18 protein-coding genes and 1 tRNA gene are annotated in these 17548 nt (G+C 53.4%); 13 read left to right on the top strand and 6 right to left on the bottom strand.

Going from position 1 to position 17548, the window contains the following annotated elements; genetic code table 11:
* Window positions 1-184 precede the first annotated feature (184 nt).
* Both ACG74X_RS03935 and ACG74X_RS03930 read left to right on the top strand, forming a co-directional pair.
* On the top strand, window positions 185-1516 hold the full coding sequence (locus ACG74X_RS03935) for a hypothetical protein (protein WP_411232830.1): 1332 nt from the start codon (window positions 185-187) through the stop codon (window positions 1514-1516).
* A gap of 8 nt (window positions 1517-1524) precedes the next feature.
* Window positions 1525-2160 carry a flagellar hook assembly protein FlgD gene (locus ACG74X_RS03930; protein ID WP_411232829.1) on the top strand — a complete coding sequence of 212 codons (636 nt, stop codon included), beginning with the start codon at window positions 1525-1527 and terminating at the stop codon, window positions 2158-2160.
* 149 nt (window positions 2161-2309) lie between these two features.
* Here the strand turns inward: ACG74X_RS03930 and carB are convergent, their stop codons facing one another.
* On the bottom strand, window positions 2310-5642 hold the full coding sequence (gene carB / locus ACG74X_RS03925; RefSeq protein WP_411232828.1) for a carbamoyl-phosphate synthase large subunit: 3333 nt from the start codon (window positions 5640-5642) through the stop codon (window positions 2310-2312).
* A gap of 174 nt (window positions 5643-5816) precedes the next feature.
* On the opposite strand from carB, the gene aspS reads away from it, so the two are divergent.
* A complete protein-coding gene (aspS, locus tag ACG74X_RS03920) occupies window positions 5817-7595 on the top strand; it encodes an aspartate--tRNA ligase (RefSeq protein ID WP_411232827.1) in 1779 nt (592 codons plus the stop codon).
* Window positions 7596-7711: 116 nt separating this feature from the next.
* Here the strand turns inward: aspS and ACG74X_RS03915 are convergent, their stop codons facing one another.
* Window positions 7712-8425: a response regulator gene (locus tag ACG74X_RS03915; protein WP_411232826.1), complete on the bottom strand. Its 714-nt coding sequence runs from the start codon at window positions 8423-8425 to the stop codon at window positions 7712-7714.
* 129 nt (window positions 8426-8554) lie between these two features.
* On the opposite strand from ACG74X_RS03915, the gene mce reads away from it, so the two are divergent.
* Window positions 8555-8959 carry a methylmalonyl-CoA epimerase gene (mce, locus tag ACG74X_RS03910; protein ID WP_411232825.1) on the top strand — a complete coding sequence of 135 codons (405 nt, stop codon included), beginning with the start codon at window positions 8555-8557 and terminating at the stop codon, window positions 8957-8959.
* Window positions 8960-8994: 35 nt separating this feature from the next.
* Window positions 8995-9291 (top strand): DUF1467 family protein, encoded by a 297-nt coding sequence (locus ACG74X_RS03905; RefSeq protein ID WP_411232824.1) that lies wholly within the window; start codon window positions 8995-8997, stop codon window positions 9289-9291.
* Here ACG74X_RS03905 and ACG74X_RS03900 read toward each other — a convergent pair.
* Together ACG74X_RS03900 and ACG74X_RS03895 are read right to left on the bottom strand one after the other, a co-directional pair.
* Window positions 9245-9946 (bottom strand): EI24 domain-containing protein, encoded by a 702-nt coding sequence (locus ACG74X_RS03900; RefSeq protein WP_411232823.1) that lies wholly within the window; start codon window positions 9944-9946, stop codon window positions 9245-9247. The genes ACG74X_RS03905 and ACG74X_RS03900 overlap by 47 nt on opposite strands.
* Window positions 9943-10521, bottom strand: a complete 579-nt coding sequence (locus ACG74X_RS03895; protein ID WP_411232822.1) for a nitroreductase — start codon at window positions 10519-10521, stop codon at window positions 9943-9945. The genes ACG74X_RS03900 and ACG74X_RS03895 overlap by 4 nt, the downstream gene beginning before the upstream one ends.
* Window positions 10522-10600: 79 nt before the next feature.
* On the opposite strand from ACG74X_RS03895, the gene ACG74X_RS03890 reads away from it, so the two are divergent.
* The gene (locus ACG74X_RS03890; protein WP_411232821.1) at window positions 10601-10855 is read left to right on the top strand and encodes a DUF167 domain-containing protein; all 255 of its coding nucleotides are present in this window, start codon (window positions 10601-10603) and stop codon (window positions 10853-10855) included.
* On the opposite strand, the gene ACG74X_RS03885 is transcribed toward ACG74X_RS03890, so the two are convergent.
* Entirely contained in the window at window positions 10843-11091 is a 249-nt protein-coding gene (locus ACG74X_RS03885; RefSeq protein ID WP_411232820.1) for a hypothetical protein, read from the bottom strand. The two genes, ACG74X_RS03890 and ACG74X_RS03885, sit on opposite strands and share 13 nt — an antisense overlap.
* Before the next feature lie 131 nt (window positions 11092-11222).
* Between ACG74X_RS03885 and ACG74X_RS03880 the strand changes: the two genes are divergently transcribed.
* From ACG74X_RS03880 to ACG74X_RS03870, 3 genes are all read left to right on the top strand, one after another.
* A complete protein-coding gene (locus ACG74X_RS03880) occupies window positions 11223-11942 on the top strand; it encodes a M48 family metallopeptidase (protein ID WP_411232819.1) in 720 nt (239 codons plus the stop codon).
* Window positions 11943-12019: 77 nt separating this feature from the next.
* The gene (locus ACG74X_RS03875) at window positions 12020-12271 is read left to right on the top strand and encodes a DUF6455 family protein (protein WP_411232818.1); all 252 of its coding nucleotides are present in this window, start codon (window positions 12020-12022) and stop codon (window positions 12269-12271) included.
* Between the two features lie 270 nt (window positions 12272-12541).
* The gene (locus ACG74X_RS03870; RefSeq protein WP_411232817.1) at window positions 12542-12808 is read left to right on the top strand and encodes a DUF6455 family protein; all 267 of its coding nucleotides are present in this window, start codon (window positions 12542-12544) and stop codon (window positions 12806-12808) included.
* Window positions 12809-12832: 24 nt separating this feature from the next.
* Here ACG74X_RS03870 and ACG74X_RS03865 read toward each other — a convergent pair whose 3' ends face one another.
* A complete protein-coding gene (locus ACG74X_RS03865; RefSeq protein WP_411232816.1) occupies window positions 12833-13825 on the bottom strand; it encodes a complex I NDUFA9 subunit family protein in 993 nt (330 codons plus the stop codon).
* A gap of 151 nt (window positions 13826-13976) precedes the next feature.
* Here ACG74X_RS03865 and ACG74X_RS03860 point away from each other — a divergent pair.
* The 4 genes from ACG74X_RS03860 to ACG74X_RS03845 all read left to right on the top strand — a co-directional run bounded on the left by ACG74X_RS03860 (window position 13977) and on the right by ACG74X_RS03845 (window position 17502).
* A tRNA-Leu gene (locus tag ACG74X_RS03860) sits at window positions 13977-14063 on the top strand.
* A 292-nt stretch (window positions 14064-14355) separates the two neighbouring features.
* A complete protein-coding gene (locus ACG74X_RS03855) occupies window positions 14356-15246 on the top strand; it encodes a BadF/BadG/BcrA/BcrD ATPase family protein (protein ID WP_411232815.1) in 891 nt (296 codons plus the stop codon).
* 165 nt (window positions 15247-15411) lie between these two features.
* Entirely contained in the window at window positions 15412-16536 is a 1125-nt protein-coding gene (locus tag ACG74X_RS03850; RefSeq protein WP_411232814.1) for an MHYT domain-containing protein, read from the top strand.
* 111 nt (window positions 16537-16647) lie between these two features.
* Window positions 16648-17502 carry an FAD binding domain-containing protein gene (locus ACG74X_RS03845; RefSeq protein WP_411232813.1) on the top strand — a complete coding sequence of 285 codons (855 nt, stop codon included), beginning with the start codon at window positions 16648-16650 and terminating at the stop codon, window positions 17500-17502.
* Window positions 17503-17548 lie beyond the last annotated feature (46 nt).

Below are 17548 nucleotides of genomic sequence, written 5' to 3'. Positions count from 1 at the left end.
TTAACGCCGCGCCACTTTGAAAGTGCCATTCGACCTTGAAAGAAAATCATGAAAAGTATATTAACGTGAGCGACTTAATTAATAAAATTATCGGAACTTTTTATCACATCTTAGCTTATAATAAACACCTAGCCGCAAGAATATTTTGGCAAGTAATGGGAAGATAAACATGTACTTACCGGGCATGGCTGGCTCTACAAACGGACTCATGGATCATTGCAGTATGGCAAAATCGTTCGATAGACAGAACATTGGCATGGAAAGTGCAGCACCAGCCGTAAGCAGGTACCAAAATGATTGCGTGAATTCCATTTTTTTCAAAATATATCAATCAAGTATTGCTATTAACCCTCAAGATTCAAATCAAATCACTCAAGAATCTGACAAGTCTCAATTTAGAGAAGATAAAGAAGAAGAAAAACAAAATCATACTTCTCCGAATTTAAGGCAATCTTGCACTCATACCAATATAGATACTTCTAATAAATCTGAATTTAATGGAAATACCCTCGGCTCAAAGCCAATCAACGACGAGTTGATAACCAAAACTTCTAATGAACTGATTCCCTATTTTCATAATTACGCGTACCAAATTAGCAATACTTTAGATATATTTAATGAGAGTCAAAAAAATCTGAAATCAGTTTTAGTATTAGCTAGTCAATCCGAAGGTTCAGCTTCTTACAATTTTAAAGTAAACATACATCAGGGCTTTAACCCCCTTAGCGCTATGCCATTAGAAAGCATCGAAATAAAGAACAACCACATAAAGACGGAAGGTATTATAGCAAAAAATATCACGCAGACGTATGGAGCGGAAAATTTCGACAACTCTAGCTTGTTAGAGTTAGTCAATATAACTCAGCGCCCGAACATACGTTCTTCTACTAAGCTGCATTTTGATTTAATGAATTCACCTTCCATAACATTAGAGAACTCTGAAACAATAGATAGCTTTACTCAAAACTACACACAGCGTATTTTGAACAGGCTTGCTAATACTGAAGGAGAAAGATTTTCATTGGCTGGAAGACAGGAGATCGCAAATTCGTTATTACAAACGATACAGCCCCCTGAAAGTCTCGAGCGTACAACAATACTTCAGAGTCTGCAGAATATTTCGTTAAACCTTAAAAACATTTCTACTCCACACGCAAGTCTTGGTCTTTTTGCAAATCGCGCTTTTGACAGCACCCAAAAGCCTCACAATACCTTTAATTCAAATATCCTCATTGATGCATTTTCTTCTGGTAACGATCTGGACCTTAGATTTTATTCGGCAAACACAGCCGTACTTGATGCTTTGGAAAAGCACGATAAGCAGCTGGCATCAGAGATGAATTCTATTGGTCTGTCTGATCTATCCTTCTCATTTCATGGCCATCGGCCGAATGCGGAAGAAAATTCCAAAAGGTCCAATGATCATGAGATTACTTACTCTGATATCGATAAAAATAGCAGTGTCGACATAAGCAAATTAGATCAAAAGGATAACAACGTTGATATTAGAATATAGGAACTACCATGCAAATTGAACCAACTCCAACTTTAGAATCAAATCCGCCAAAAACCCAAAACCTTGGAGTCCAAGGTGATTTTGAGACCTTTCTACGCATGTTGACAACGCAGATTCAAAATCAAGATCCCCTCAGCCCGATGGAGTCGGAGGCTTTTGCAAGTCAACTGGCACAATTTTCCATGGTAGAGCAACAGACTCTAGCCAATCAAAAGCTGAACTCTCTGGTTGATGCGCTCGCGAACAGTCAGGCATTCAGTTCGGCTAACATGATTGGGCGTCAAGTTCTCCATACGGACTCATTTCAATTTTTAGGCGCACCAATAGAGTTTGAGGTCGAAGACCCTTTAAACAGCGATACCAAGCTGATCATAAGTGATCAAAACGGGCGCACAGTCCGCGAATTGGACGGCACTGGGGGCGCTCACAAACTTATTTGGGACGGATTAAGTAACGAGGGCGCGACACTTGAGATAGGGCAGTATTCGGCCCAATTGCAGAGTAGCTCTGATGCGCAACCGCTGCATGTCCCCGTTTTTACATCTGGTTCAGTGGAAGAAGTACGCTTTGGTGAAGGGGCACCGGAACTGTTGCTGTCAGATGGCACGATAATCCCGGAAACCAGCATTGCAAGGCTGCGATAGTGTAATGCTGATCGTATCAGAGTCTACCAATCCGGTAAGGATAACAGCGTTGTGACATAACGAGACAAAAGAGCCGACGTTACATTGATGCAACAGTTTACAGCACATCGAAAGAAACCGATCCAGGATAGGGAACACCTACGATGATGTCAGGCCTGAAGCGATTTCACCACAAGATCTCCATCTTCTCGTGCTTGCATAGCCTGGGCCGCGGCATGGGCACCAGCGGCAGTGGTGAAATACGGTATCTTATCAAAAAGCGCGACGGACCGGATCTCTCGGCTATCTGTGACTGCGGCGGCATCTTCTGTCGTATTCATCACCAGATCAATACCGCCGTCTTTCATCAGGTCGACGACATTCGGACGTCCCTCATACACCTTTTTGATGGTTTCACAGGCAAGGCCATGTTCAGATAAAAACACTGCGGTTCCAGCAGTGGCGACAATGGCGAAACCAAGATCGGTTAGAATTTTCGCAGTTTCGACCAATTGCGGTGTTTTGTCATCGTCTTTGATAGAAAAGAAAACGGTTCCACTCGTCGGCAAATGTGTCCCGGCACCCAGTTGCGCTTTAAGAAATGCACGCGGAAACGACCGATCCCACCCCATAACTTCTCCGGTTGAACGCATTTCTGGTCCCAATATTGTGTCAACGCCGGGAAACCGCGCAAATGGTAGGACGGCTTCTTTGACCGAAAACCAAGGCATCTTAGGATCAGCCAATGTCATTGGATCGGCGAGTGGCAAATCTGTGTCGTAATCGGCATTCACCGGATAGGGTGCGCGCAAAGGGAAATTGGTTAGGGGTTCGCCCGCCATAACCCGCGCTGCTATGCTGGCGATGGCTGAATCAGTGGCCTTGGCCACAAACGGTACGGTTCGAGACGCCCGTGGATTAACCTCGATCAGATAAATCTCGTTATCTTTAATCGCAAATTGTACATTCATAAGGCCCCGCACGTTGAGGGCCAGAGCCAAAGCCTCTGTTTGGCGTTTAACCTCTGCCAACAGCTCATCCGACAAAGAATAAGGCGGAAGGGAACAGGCACTGTCACCCGAATGGACGCCAGCTTCCTCAATATGTTGCATGATACCCGCCACATGCACCTGCGTCCCATCGCATAGCGCATCCACGTCTAACTCGGTCGCGCCAGACAGATAGCTGTCGAGCAAAACAGGGCTGTCACCGGAGACAACGACCGCTTCTTTAATATATCGCTCAAGCTGGGACATATCGCGAACAATTTCCATGGCGCGCCCGCCCAAAACATAGGAAGGGCGGATCACAAGTGGAAAACCGATATCCTCTGCGATCGCCAAAGCTGCCTCATCGCTCGACGCGATGCCGTTATGCGGTTGCTTCAAACCCAACTCATTCACAAGGGCTTGGAAACGCTCTCTATCTTCGGCAAGGTCAATTGCGTCTGGCGTTGTTCCAAGGATCGGGATGCCTTCAGCTTCAAGCGCGTTGGCCAATTTCAAGGGCGTTTGACCACCAAACTGGACGATCACACCGTGCAAGGTTCCGTTGTCCTGCTCAACACGCAGGATCTCAAGAACGTGCTCAAATGTTAAAGGCTCGAAATAAAGGCGGTCTGACGTGTCGTAATCTGTTGAAACTGTCTCGGGGTTGCAATTGACCATGATGGTCTCATACCCGGCATCAGTCAGTGCAAAACAGGCGTGACAGCAGCAATAGTCAAACTCGATTCCCTGTCCGATACGGTTGGGGCCACCGCCAAGAATAACAACTTTCTTGCGATCCGACGGCCGCGCCTCGCATTCCACGTCTCCCATCATTGGGGCTTCGTAGGTCGAGTACATGTATGGCGTCTGGGCCTCGAATTCCGCGGCACATGTATCAATCCTCTTGAAACTTGCTTTGACGTTCAACCCAAGCCTTTGCGCGCGCACGGCTTTTTCGGATTGGTTGGTCAAAAGACCCAAACGGGCATCGGTAAAGCCAAGCATCTTGATAGCGCGCATGGATGCTTCGTCTGACGGCAGGCCATTGGCCCGCAAGTCTTCCTCCGCATCAACGATTTCGCGGATTCTGGCCAGAAACCAGGGGTCGAACATAGTTGTGGCATGAATTTCATCATCGCTCAAACCATGTCGCATCGCTTGTGCGATGGTGCGCATCCGATCAGGTGTTTGCTGGCTGATGGCCTTGATCACCGCAGACTTTTCCGGGGCACCTTCGATGTGAACCTCGTCAAAACCGGTCAAACCGGATTCCATTGAGGCGAGCGCCTTTTGCAAGGATTCGTGGATGGTTCGGCCAATCGCCATGGCTTCGCCAACCGACTTCATTGCGGTGGTCAGATGCGGTTCTGATCCCGGAAATTTCTCGAACGCAAATTTTGGTATTTTCGTGACAACATAGTCAATTGTCGGCTCAAATGACGCGGGCGTCACTTTGGTGATATCATTGTCAAGCTCGTCCAGTGTATAGCCGACAGCCAGCTTTGCGGCGATTTTCGCAATCGGAAATCCCGTCGCTTTAGAGGCCAGTGCCGAAGATCGGCTGACGCGGGGGTTCATTTCGATCACAACCATCCGGCCATCTTCGGGGTTGATCGCCCATTGGACGTTCGATCCGCCGGTTTCGACACCAATCTCGCGCAGAACGGCGATCGATCCGTTGCGCATGATTTGGTACTCTTTGTCCGTCAGGGTCAGCGCAGGTGCAACTGTGATCGAATCGCCGGTATGCACCCCCATCGGATCGACGTTTTCAATGGCACAGACGATGATCGCATTATCCGCTTTGTCGCGAACAACCTCCATTTCAAACTCTTTCCAACCCAAAAGAGATTGATCAACAAGGATCTGGTTGACCGGAGACGCATCCATACCGGACCGGCAAAAATGCACAAAATCTTCGCGATTATAGGCAACACCACCGCCCGTCCCACCAAGGGTAAACGCCGGGCGAATGATGGCTGGCAGTCCAATATCTTCAAGTTCGTTCAAGGCCAATTGAACACCGGCATCAAGATCTGTGACACCGTCATCATTTTTTGGTGCCGTGATGATCGTCGCTTTGGGGTTTTCCAGACCGATGCGATCCATGGCCTCGCGGAACAGTTTACGGTCCTCGGCCATTTCAATGGCCTCGCGCTTTGCGCCAATCATCTCGACACCAAATTTGTCCAGTACGCCCATCTCTTCCAGGGCCAGAGAGGTGTTCAGCCCGGTTTGCCCACCCATTGTCGGCAAAAGAGCGTCCGGGCGCTCTTTTTCGATGATTTTGGCGACAATTTCGGGTGTGATCGGCTCTATATAAGTTGCGTCTGCCAATTCGGGGTCTGTCATGATCGTAGCCGGGTTCGAATTCACCAAAATGACCCGATACCCCTCTTCACGCAGCGCTTTGCACGCTTGCGCGCCCGAGTAGTCAAATTCACAGGCCTGGCCAATGACAATGGGCCCGGCTCCGATGATCATGATAGATTTGATATCGTCGCGTTTTGGCATTGGATGGCCCTCACTATGCAAACTGGATGCGTTATAGGCATGGCGTGGGCGACTGCAAGCAGGCTACATTTGTTTTTTCTGCACTGCATCGGGGCACGCAACCGGGGCACGGCTTGACTTCCCAAGGCGTAGAGGGTGTATCGGGCCAAATTTCTCCGCCCGAGGATACCTATCATGCACGCCTTTCGCTCTCACACCTGCGCCGATCTTACGGCGAAAAACGTCGGAGAAACCGTCCGCTTGTCGGGATGGGTCCACCGCGTGCGGGACCATGGAGGCATATTGTTCATAGACTTGCGCGACCATTACGGCGTGACGCAAGTTCTGTGTGATCCCGACAGCCCGGTTTTTTCCCAGGTCGAGAAGGTTCGCTCAGAATGGTGTATCCGCATCGACGGCGAAGTGAAGGCACGGGATGAAGGGCTGGTAAACCCCAAGTTGCCAACCGGCGAGATCGAAGTCTTCGTGCGCGACATGGAAGTGCTCGGGGCGGCGGAAGAGCTGCCTTTGATCGTATTCGGCGATCAGGAATATCCGGAAGAAACCCGTCTTCGGTATCGTTTTCTGGATTTGCGCCGCGAGGCAATGCAAAACAACATGACGCTCCGCTCGGATGTGGTGGCCTCTATCCGCAAGCGCATGTGGGATCAGAGCTTTCGTGAATATCAGACCCCGATCATCACGGCATCCTCTCCCGAAGGTGCGCGCGACTTCCTGGTGCCGTCTCGATTGCATCCGGGCAAATTCTACGCATTGCCGCAGGCACCACAGCAGTTCAAACAGCTGATTATGGTGTCAGGCTTTGACAAGTATTTCCAGATCGCCCCATGTTTCCGCGATGAAGATCCACGCGCAGACCGGTCGCCGACTGATTTTTATCAGCTTGACCTGGAAATGTCATTTGTCACGCAACAGGATGTCTTCGACACGATCCAGCCTGTGATGCAAGGTGTGTTCGAGGAATTCAGCAACGGCAAAAAAGTCGATGCTGTGTGGCCTCAGATCTCGTATCGCGATGCGGCGCTTTGGTACGGCACGGACAAGCCCGACCTTCGCAACCCGATCAAGATGCAGGACTGTTCCGAGCATTTCCGCGGCTCTGGCTTTGCGATTTTTGCCAAGCTGTTGGAACAGGACGGCACCGAAATCCGCGCTATTCCCGCACCGGGTGGCGGCAGCCGCAAATTCTGTGACCGCATGAATGCGTTTGCACAGAAAGAAGGCTTGCCCGGAATGGGATATATTTTCTGGCGCGATCAGGGCAACGGCATGGAAGCCGCTGGTCCCTTGGCCAAGAACATTGGCCCGGAACGTACAGAAGCCATCCGTCAGCAATTGGGTCTGGGCGTCGGCGATGCGGCGTTTTTCCTGGGTGGCAAACCGTCCAACTTTGAAACAATTGCTGGCAAAGCACGCGTTGCCATTGGCGATGAACTTGGTCTCACCGAAACTGATCGGTTTGCCTTCTGCTGGGTTGTTGACTTCCCGATGTACGAAGCCGACGAGGAAACTGGTAAAATCGATTTCAGCCACAACCCGTTTTCGATGCCACAAGGCGGTATGGATGCTTTGCAGGGCGATCCTTTGGATGTGCTGGGCTATCAATATGATCTGGCCTGCAACGGGTATGAACTGGTGTCTGGGGCCATCCGGAACCACAAACCCGAGATTATGTTCAAAGCGTTTGAACTTGCCGGCTATGGGGAAGACGAAGTGCGCAAACGCTTTGGCGGCATGGTCAATGCATTCCGCTTTGGCGCACCGCCCCACGGTGGGTGTGCTGCCGGAATCGACCGGATGGTGATGTTGCTTGCCGACACTGCGAACATTCGCGAAGTGATCATGTTCCCGATGAACCAGCGCGCTGAGGATTTGATGATGGACGCCCCGTCTGAGCCGAGCTCGGACCAGTTGATGGAACTGCGGCTGCGCGTGATACCAGAGGACGACTGAGACAGCTTTACAGTGAAGCGATCACTGTAAAACAAGCCGATGCATTGGGGGGCTGGCCCCCCAAACCCCTCAGCATATTTATGAAAAGAAGATTCTGGGGCATCGTTCCACCGTGATCAGACAGCGATCGCATCACTCAATCGCGCCTCGACCAGGCCGGTGATCCGCATGACCTGTCCCCGCAAAGGAACACCCTGCGCTCGGGCGCGGGCCAGATCAGTTGCCGCAGATTCCAACACATTGTCTTCGGCGGCGCGTGCAACACCACGCAAAAACAAGGCGACATAATCGACGGTGCGGTCGTCCACCGGCCCATCAAGAATTTCGGCCATATGTGCCATATCTTCCCGGAATGCGATGGGATCGGGTTGAATTGGCTCGCTATGAACCGCGCGCAAACCACTTGGCTGCCTTTCTTGCGGAAGATGTTGCAGGATCGCGTTCTGAAAAACGCCAAGGTTGGAAACCGGCTTGGCCAGGAACCCATCCGCCCCGGCGGCGTACGCCACATCTTCGGAAAAACTGTCTCCACTTGTTCCCAAAAGGACCGACACCCGTGGCAAACAGCTCGACAGTTCCGAAATCAGGTCTGCACCGCTCCCGTCAGGCAGCCCCATATCCACGATAACAACAGAAGGGCGGTATACCTGTAGATGACGTCGCGCGGATTTCAGACAATCTGCACGTCGCAGTCGGGCACCGCTATGAACACACATAAGCCTAAGCGCGTCACATGCGTATCGGCTGTCCTCAACCGCGAGGAGCGTGAGCCCCAACAACGGTCGCGTGACTGTTGGTTTGTGAAACTGGTCCAATGCGTGTTCATCCATCGTTCGCCCTCCGTGAGTCGCTTTACTTTGCGATGGGTTGGCTAACAGGTCGTTAACATCGCCAGACCTCTTGTCTGCTTTGTCTGCTCGGGGGATAAACGGCGCACAGTTCTTGTTGGAGAGACGCAGATGATCGGACGTTTGAATCACGTGGCTATTGCCGTGCCGGACCTTGAGGCAGCCGCCGCCCAATACCGCACCGCTTTGGGGGCCAAGGTTGGAGACCCGCAGGACGAACCAGATCACGGTGTCACCGTTGTCTTTATTGAATTGCCCAACACAAAAATCGAATTGCTTTATCCACTGGGCAAAGACAGCCCGATCAATGGGTTTCTTGAAAAAAATCCATCAGGCGGGATTCACCATGTCTGTTACGAGGTAGATGATATTCTGGCCGCGCGGGATCATTTGAAAGCCACCGGGGCGCGGGTTTTGGGTGATGGTACTCCGAAAATCGGCGCGCATGGCAAACCCGTGCTGTTTTTACATCCAAAAGATTTCAATGGCTGCCTTGTCGAACTGGAACAAGTGTAACCATGCCCCACATAGGGGTCTAAAGGAGTACCTGCATGTCTATTACGTCCGCGCTCGTTCTATATGCCGTCATTTGGTTTATGGTATTTCTCATTGTGATCCCGGTTCGGCTTCAGACACAGGGGGACGTCGGTAAAATTGTTCCCGGCACCCATGCGGGCTCGCCAGAGGTGCATAACCTCAAGCGCAAGGCATGGATCACCACCTGGGTTGGCTTGGCTCTGTGGGTTGTGATTGCAGGGATCATCCTGTCTGGCTGGATCACGGTCCGCGACATCGACTTCTTCAACCGGATGGGGCCTGCGCCTGAATTTGGTGGTACAGGTGGGTAAAGGTTGCGGCCCCAAGAATTGGGATCACCAGATTCACCAAAGGCAGTGACAATGGCATCGCCATCAGAACACCCGCCAACCAGATCTTCCCCATATGACGTTTTCGCAAGGCGCGCGCCCCGGCGCGCCCTTCCCGGCGCATGGCGGCCAGTGTGAAATATTCCCGCCCAAGCAGGAATCCGTTCAACCCCCAAAAGATAAAAAGCGCAAAAGGCGGAAACAGGACGTAAAGAACAAGCGCCAAAATATTTGCGCCAATCAGAACGCCCAGAAAATTCACCGTGTCGCGCAGACCATCGCCCCAAGACACGCGCGGTGCCTGCGAAAGATGCGGATAGTGCCTGTCTTCGACGGCATCTGCCACATCATCGAGAAACAGGGATGTCATGGCAGAGGCCACGGGCACCATCAGGAAAACCGACAGAATGATCATGGAAATAAACGCAGTCCAGCTGATCAAATCGTCAAGCCAGGTCACTTCACCAATGAAAGGCAATGTCGCCTCGGGGCCAAGAAACGCATTCACGCCCCACAAAAGCGCGGCGAAGAACACAACAAGCAGGACAAAGCCCAATCCAACCCCAAGAAACAGGACGCGGCGGAACCGCGCATCACCCAATTGACCCATGGTAAGAAGAAGGCTGCGCAGGATCATGCATCAACCCAGGTTGTGATATCTGCGATGTTCGGGCGGGGGCGCTCTGGGGGAGCAGAGGATGCCGTACCGATATGTATGAACCCCGCGACGCGTTCGTGATCGGCCAGCCCAAGATGCTCTTTGCAGAACGCTTGGTCATGCGCAGGCCACCCGCTTAGCCAATTCGCACCCCATCCCGATGCCAAAGCCGCATTTAACAAGGCCAGGCAAACCGCGCCTGCCGAATAGGTCTGTTCGATTGCCGGTATTTTCTCTGACGGTTTTTGCACTTCGATGACACCGACGCATAACGGGGTGTCGTCAAATTGGCTGCGCGCCTTGGCAATGTCATCGGCTGGCATATTTTTCGCAACTGCGCGGCTGTCCACGGCTTCGGCGATGCGCTTTAGTGCCGGCTTTTCCAAGACCAGAAATCGCCAAGGCTCCAGTTTGCCATGATCCGGCGTGCGCCCTGCCGCTGTCAGCAACGGCAAAAGCGCCTCGCGGTCCGGGGCTGGCCCGCGAAGAAGCTTGGCCGGACGGGATCGGCGGGTTTGCAAAAATTCCAGAACGGCTGCATTGGCCTCAGGCATGACGCCTCCTCTCGTGATCTGACTTTGCGTATCCGCCGCACAGCTTTGGATACAGTGTCTTGCGTGATAGGGATTTGGGATGTCAAAGAACAGTCTTGCGTCCCGTGCCCAACCAGGTGCCCGCTATCAGGTCTATGTAACTCCGAACGCCCGTCGCACACAGGTGGAGATGGACGCAGAGACAATCAAGATCAGTGTGACCGCCCCGGCACAAAATGGCAGCGCGAACAAAGCAGTGGTTCAAACTCTGGCAAAGGTATTGGGCGTCGCGAAATCGCGGCTCACATTAAAACGTGGCCACAAAAGCCGGTACAAGGTGTTTCAGCTTGATTGATCGTCGTCAGCCCGACGCAGATACACTCCTTCTGGCAAGGACAGCGCAGCGGCAAGATCCCGCATTTGCGATATAGAAAAGGTGATTTTGTTCATCCGATCCGTGCGCGGGTCGTATTGTTCGACGGTGATACATTCCTCGAAGCCATTCACAACAACGTCTTCTTGCAGCGGGGCAGTGCCTTCATCGACCAGTGTGACAACGGTCGAGTCAAATTCGTGTTCGATGCTAAACATTGGCAGAGCGTACCGCGCGGTTCGGGGCCTTGCCAAGCCGCATCTGCGAAAATCCACCGGTCCGAAATCGGGACTGGCAGGTCTGGCCGGATCGCCCTATTTGATAGCCGATCTATTCGGGGAAGACGTTTATGCGCTGGCTACTTGTATTGGCATGCACCGCCCTTGTGGCATGCGATATTGCGCCCGTATCCGCGCCCGTACCGCAACGCCCGACCACGACCCAACCCGCCCTTGATGACCGGACAGTGCGCGCACGCGCTGGCGCAGCAGCGCGCCAGTTCGTCACCGTGGTCGAAACGGTCGAACCGGTTGCCGAACGCGAATGTCGTCGGCGTATCCCCCGTGCCAATTGTGATTTTCAGATCGTTGTGGATGATCGACCCAATCAACCACCCAACGCATTTCAAACGGTAGATCGCAATGGCCGTCCGATCCTCGCCTTCAACCTTGCCCTGATCGCATCGGTAAGCAATGCTGACGAGCTTGCGTTTGTCATGGGCCATGAAGCCGCGCATCACATTTTGGGGCATCTGGGCCGCACCCAGCAAAACGCGGCGGTTGGGGCTGTCATTTTGTCAGGTCTGGCTGCCTTGGGCGGCGCAGATTCGGCCGCGGTTGAATCTGCAGAGCAGATTGGCGCGACACTCGGCGCACGGCGTTACTCAAAAAATTTCGAACTCGAAGCAGATGAACTGGGGACGATAATTACCGCACGCGCGGGTTATAATCCCGTTCGGGGCGCTGAATTCTTTAACAGAATTCCCGATCCTGGAAATCGCTTCCTTGGAACCCACCCCCCCAACGCTGCGCGTATGGAAACCGTTCGGCGAACGGCCGCCGGGCTCTAATCCGCCCGGTTGACCTGCATCAAAGCTCAAACTCCAGTCACTCCCTACCCTGAGGACATCACAAAGGGAGCTTTGTCATGCATACAGAATACAAACGTGCCCAACATACGAAACTCGTTCTTGATATGGCGGACCGTCAAAATCTTGATTTGACGGACCTGTTCATGCGGGCCGAATTCTCAGAGGAACAACTGGACGACGCGATAGACAGGTGTGTCGGCTGCACACACCCCGACGCATGCCGCAAATTACTGGACAGCGAAGAAAGCAATGTCAGCCTGCCAGACTATTGCAGAAACGGCGATGTGTTCGCGTCTCTGAAATCATAGCGATGACCGTCAGCGGGCCATGACGTCCGCTTTTGCACGGGCAAGCCAACAAACAGACAAGCTGGTGAACGATACGGCACAGTCACGCCGCGCCAGCACCGCCAAAGACCGCAAGCCTTGGCATAATGTGCCAGGACCACGTGGTCAGTGCGGATCAAACAAGCCGACCCCACCGGTATTCAAACAGGGGAAACACCGGCTTTGGTGCGGTGCCATTTTGAAATGTGTGCCCGCAGAAAGCCCTGAAAAGATGAGAGAAGGACGGACATAATGATGGCTCAGAACCTAGGAGATGCTGAATTACACTTTTGGCTCACCCGAAGCGTTGCACGCGCGATGGGGGTCAGTCTTTCAGAGGCGATGGCCAATGATCGGTTAACGCCGCAAGACTATGCAGGCCTTGTCACAGAATGCCGGGGATGTGCTCTTGTTGAAACTTGTAAGGGGTGGCTTGGCGATCAGGCAAACGTGGCAAAGTCAGCGCCTCCGGGGTGCATCAACGCCAAAACACTCGAAATCCTCGCACGTCCGCATTGAACGCGGTCAGGCCAGTTCCCCCGATCACGCCTTATCAGAGCTGCGCAGGTTCTTGGCGCTTTCCTTGATTTCTGAATACTGGCCAGATGGACGGAACCGCCACAGATATTCAGGAAGCACCGATTCAAGGGTGACAGGCTGAATTCCCAAGGTCTCAAATGTTTTGACCTGCCCTGACACGACATTGTCATTGCGCAGGTTTTTAACCTGATCCCGGGTTATCATACTGGGTATCAGACTAAAGCTGATCTTGTTCACAAGATCCGATACGGCCCCCATAATGCTTGCCATAAAAAACGGAATGTTCATGATCAGCCGCCGCCGGCGGATAATTGTCAGCATTTGCTCCATAAGCTCGCGGAAGGTATTCACCTCGGGTCCGCCCAACTCATAGATCCCGCCTTCGGCATCACCCTCCAGCGCCATGCAGGCCGCCTTGGCAACATCGTCAACATACACGGGCTGAAACCTGGTGTCGGCCCCGACCACTGGCAAAATCGGTCCAAAGCGTGTCATGCCAGCAAACCGGTTAAAGAAGGCGTCTTCTGCTCCAAACACAATCGACGGACGCAGAATTGTGGCGTTCGGCATGTGTTCAAGAATCGCCGCTTCGCCTTTGGCTTTGCTGCGCTGATACGCACTGTCGGCGTCTGCATCCGCGCCAATGGCGGAAATATGCACGAAAGTTTCAATACCTTCAGACGCCGCAATCCGGGCAATCCGGGCAGCCCCCTCAGACTGAACAGCGTCAAAGGTGTTTTTGCCCGCTTCGGCCAAAATGCCAACACAGTTCACAACCGCATCCGCTCCTTGCATGGCGGCACGGACACTCTGATCATCCCGAATGTTGCAGAGAATCGGCTCAACCTGACCAACAACCCCATACGGCTTTACAAAGATCGCCTCGTTCGGGCGTCTGACCGCAACACGAATACGCCATCCGGCTTTCGCCAAACGCCGGGCGATATAACGGCCGATAAACCCCGAACCGCCGTAAATTGTGACGAGTTTGGACATGTGCATGCTCCCGGTCAAACCTTGCACGACCTGTATCCCCGTCACCCGCCACGAGCAAGGTGAAGGATTGCCGCAAAGGGAAAGATGATACCGTTAAAAATGCCGTTGACAGCCCACAGCGACAGGATTACACGCCTGCCTCACGACACCTGCCCAGGTGGCGGAATTGGTAGACGCGCTAGCTTCAGGTGCTAGTGTCTGTATGGACGTGGAGGTTCGAGTCCTCTCCTGGGCACCATTCCATGTCGTGCGATCGCGCGGGGCGCTGCTTGGCGTGGGTTTGGTCCGAGGTTTGCCCTCTCATCTGCACCATTCAACAAAATATTTAAGTCAATCCGGGCAGCTAAAGTCGCCCGCGCAAAGATGGTGTGTTTTCTTTCCATTGGCGCGCGCTGTCGAGAATACCCTGAATATTGGTTCTCAACACAAATCAACCGTAAACCTGTGTCGGCGGTCGCCGCGGTGCCAAGGGTGCCAGGTTTGTTCGCAAAGCACTGTGCGTTGCAGAACAGGGCTGCTAATGGTTCGACATGCCAAGCAACACGCGACATATCTTCGGGATCGACGGGGGTGGCACCGGATGTCGCGTCTCTGTGTGCACCGCATCGGGTATCTGTATCGGTCAGGCCGAAGGAGGGCCCGCCAATGTGTCCACCGACGCATCACAGGCCCTTGAGAATATCTGCACCGCAATCCAAACCGCCGCCATGCGCGCATCACTCGGCGAGGCCGACATCATCGCGGCGGTTGCGCATGCGGGCCTCGCGGGCGTTTTGACGCCGGATCAGGCAACGCATATTCAATCCGCGTTGCCGTTCAAACGGGTCCGCGTTTCGGATGATCGCGAAACATCCACCATCGGCGCTCTTGGTACGTCTGACGGTGTCGTGGCCGCGGTTGGGACAGGATCGTTTGTCGCGGCACGCAAAGACGGGCAAACCCGCTTCTTCGGCGGCTGGGGGTTTCAGCTTTCCGATCAGGCCTCTGGCGCGTGGCTTGGCCGCAAAGCGCTTGAGCACTGTGTGCTGGTTCACGATGGGCTGGCCGCACAAAACGCGCTGTCACGGCACATTATGGGTGCGTTTCAGGGCGATATTGTCGAAATCGTCCGTTTCGCCCAAAAAGCCACTCCCCAGGATTACGCAAACTTCGCCCCAATTGTTGTCGCCGCTGCTCAGGATGGCGACGTGCATGGAAAACAACTGCTCATGCAAGGTGCAGAGTATCTGACGACCTGTTTCAAAACCACACGGGTCACGGATCACGACAAGATATGCCTCATCGGCGGGGTCGGGCGACACTACCTTCCCTATCTCGATGCGGACATCCGGGATCAGGTCACACCCGCACAAGGGTCCGCACTTGATGGTGCGGTCACGCTTGCGCACTCTTTGGCGGACCACCTCACTGACCAACGCTGATCCAGGGCGCACTCTTCAAACGAAACTGGCAGACCAGTGTCTTTGGATCACCGCGTGCAAACGCAGGACGTCTGAACCGAACAGACACATTCACCTGCCTGTGTCACAAAAGTCGCCACAAATGGTCATTTGCCAAACAACGGTGCTTTGTTCATTTTGAACCACATGCAACAGCTGGATTTTTCTCACAACGCCGTCTTGGTCGCGATATCGCTGATCATTGCGCTTGTGGCCGGGTTTACCGGTCTGTCTCTTACGCGCAATTTGTCTGAAAAAACGCTGGCCCAGCGCAAGATTGCGGTGGCTCTCGCCTCTATCGCGCTGGGGGGCGGGATCTGGTCAATGCATTTCGTGGCTATGCTGGGCCTGCAGCTGCCTATTCTGTTTTACTACGATGCTGCGATCACGCTCATCTCGGCTTTGACAGCGATCCTGATCGTCGGCGGCGCTTTGGTTCTTTTGCATTTCACCGAACGCACACCGCAGGTCATTCTGGTGGCCGGGGCCATTGTCGGGGCCGGGATCTTGGTCATGCATTACATTGGCATGGCAGGGTTGGAACTGTGCCGCGCGGTGTATACGCCGTTGGGTGTTCTGTTGTCATCTGCGGTTGCCATTGCCTTGTGCATTCTTGCGTTTTGGGTTGCCTACAACCAACGCACGAACCGCAACATATTTCTGGCAACCCTGTGTTTCGGCGTCGCCGTGTTTGCGGTTCATTTTCTTGCCATGGCTGGAACCAACTTTGTTGCAGAACCACAATCCAACGATTTTGGCCCGTCGATGAGCAATGAAATCCTGGCCATCGGCGTCATACTCTCAAGCTTTGTCATCTTTGGCGCATTCCTGTGGGTCAGCACCACCTATCTTGAACCGGCAAAGCAGACGGACCCTCAAATCCCGACAAACGACCCAGGACCGTCAATCAGCCCGATCGGGTTGCAAATCCCATGTGAAAAAGGCGGCACCAAGATTTTTGTCGCTCCGGATGACGTGGCCTTTGTAAGAGCCGACGGTCACTACACCCAAGTCTACACCGATCAGGACAGGTTATTTTGCGTGTGGCCCATCACCGAGGCGACCAAGCGTCTTTTGCCCGCCGGATTTCTAAAAACGCACCGCAGTTATTTGATTAACCCGGGCAAGGTGGCGCGGTTTGAACGCACCAAAGACAAGGGCCGCTGTACCTTCACCTCCGTCAATTTGCCGCCCGCACCGGTCAGCAGGGCCAACCTCAAGGACATTCAGTCAACTCTTGCGGCGCAGATTGGCGCAACTCGTGCAACATAGGGCGCATTTCGTGCAAAAAGCGCGAATTTCATAGGTTTTCAGAAGCTGCGGCAGAACCGCACAGGCATGCTTTGCTCCAGTCAGAACATTCGCTTGATGGGAGGAGAGCAAATGATTCCAGCCGCATTTGAATATTACAGACCCAAGGACATGACCGGTGTCATCGCTTTGCTGGACGAGCACGGCGATGATGCCCGCGTTATGGCGGGCGGTCACAGCCTGATACCGATGATGAAACTTCGGATGGCCGACATTCCGCATTTGATCGATTTGCAAGATGTCAGCGGATTGTCAGAAATCGACGTCAGCGACAGCGAAATCTGCCTTGGTGCGATGGTGACGCAGTCGGACATCATCAACAACGAAAGCCTCTCGTCCTCGGCCCCGATCCTGCGTGAAGCGGCGTTACAGATTGCCGACCCACAGGTCCGATATATGGGCACCGTCGGCGGCAATGTGGCCAATGGCGACCCCGGCAATGATATGCCCGGCCTGATGCAATGTCTTGATGCGTCCTTTGTTCTTGTCGGACCAGACGGCGAGCGCAGGGTGCCTGCCCGCGAATTTTACGAAGCGGCCTATATGACCGCGCGCGAAGATGACGAGGTGCTGACGGCTGTCATCATTCCAAAGCCGTCAGGCGGCTACGCCTATGAAAAACAAAAACGCAAAATCGGTGATTATGCCACAGCAGCCGCCGCCGTGCAGATCACCAAAGACGGCGGCTCTTGTACCTCGGCGTCTGTTGCAATGACCAACCTGAGCGACACACCCGTGTTTTCCGAAGCGGCCTGTGCCGCACTGGTTGGCACAGCGGTGGATGAAACCGCGATCAAAGCGGCCGTCGATGCCATGTTGGGCGATATTGACCCAAGCGAAGACAACCGTGGCCCGGTGGCGTTCAAGAAACACGTCGCTGGCGTGATCCTGACCCGTGCCATCGAACGCGCCTGGTCGCGCGCCTGAGGCGCGCCATCACAAAGCACAGCGAACGGGCCAACAAAGGAATACC

This window comes from Marivita sp. S0852 (assembly GCF_046591575.1).
GTDB lineage: Bacteria > Pseudomonadota > Alphaproteobacteria > Rhodobacterales > Rhodobacteraceae > Marivita.
This window is presented reverse-complemented; position numbering and strand designations above follow the sequence as displayed.

Bases quoted from the DNA above. Each gene is read 5' to 3' on its own strand.
- ACG74X_RS03935 (WP_411232830.1), top strand. From the start codon at position 185: ATGGCTGGCTCTACAAACGGACTCATGGATCATTGCAGTATGGCAAAA.
- ACG74X_RS03855 (WP_411232815.1), top strand. From the start codon at position 14,356: ATGCCAAGCAACACGCGACATATCTTCGGGATCGACGGGGGTGGCACC.
- ACG74X_RS03870 (WP_411232817.1), top strand. From the start codon at position 12,542: ATGATGGCTCAGAACCTAGGAGATGCTGAATTACACTTTTGGCTCACC.
- ACG74X_RS03905 (WP_411232824.1), top strand. From the start codon at position 8,995: ATGTCTATTACGTCCGCGCTCGTTCTATATGCCGTCATTTGGTTTATG.
- ACG74X_RS03880 (WP_411232819.1), top strand. From the start codon at position 11,223: ATGCGCTGGCTACTTGTATTGGCATGCACCGCCCTTGTGGCATGCGAT.
- ACG74X_RS03850 (WP_411232814.1), top strand. From the start codon at position 15,412: ATGCAACAGCTGGATTTTTCTCACAACGCCGTCTTGGTCGCGATATCG.
- ACG74X_RS03895 (WP_411232822.1), bottom strand. From the start codon at position 10,521: ATGCCTGAGGCCAATGCAGCCGTTCTGGAATTTTTGCAAACCCGCCGA.
- ACG74X_RS03915 (WP_411232826.1), bottom strand. From the start codon at position 8,425: ATGGATGAACACGCATTGGACCAGTTTCACAAACCAACAGTCACGCGA.
- aspS (WP_411232827.1), top strand. From the start codon at position 5,817: ATGCACGCCTTTCGCTCTCACACCTGCGCCGATCTTACGGCGAAAAAC.
- carB (WP_411232828.1), bottom strand. From the start codon at position 5,642: ATGCCAAAACGCGACGATATCAAATCTATCATGATCATCGGAGCCGGG.
- ACG74X_RS03930 (WP_411232829.1), top strand. From the start codon at position 1,525: ATGCAAATTGAACCAACTCCAACTTTAGAATCAAATCCGCCAAAAACC.
- ACG74X_RS03900 (WP_411232823.1), bottom strand. From the start codon at position 9,946: ATGATCCTGCGCAGCCTTCTTCTTACCATGGGTCAATTGGGTGATGCG.
- ACG74X_RS03865 (WP_411232816.1), bottom strand. From the start codon at position 13,825: ATGTCCAAACTCGTCACAATTTACGGCGGTTCGGGGTTTATCGGCCGT.
- ACG74X_RS03845 (WP_411232813.1), top strand. From the start codon at position 16,648: ATGATTCCAGCCGCATTTGAATATTACAGACCCAAGGACATGACCGGT.
- ACG74X_RS03890 (WP_411232821.1), top strand. From the start codon at position 10,601: ATGTCAAAGAACAGTCTTGCGTCCCGTGCCCAACCAGGTGCCCGCTAT.
- ACG74X_RS03885 (WP_411232820.1), bottom strand. From the start codon at position 11,091: ATGTTTAGCATCGAACACGAATTTGACTCGACCGTTGTCACACTGGTC.
- ACG74X_RS03875 (WP_411232818.1), top strand. From the start codon at position 12,020: ATGCATACAGAATACAAACGTGCCCAACATACGAAACTCGTTCTTGAT.
- mce (WP_411232825.1), top strand. From the start codon at position 8,555: ATGATCGGACGTTTGAATCACGTGGCTATTGCCGTGCCGGACCTTGAG.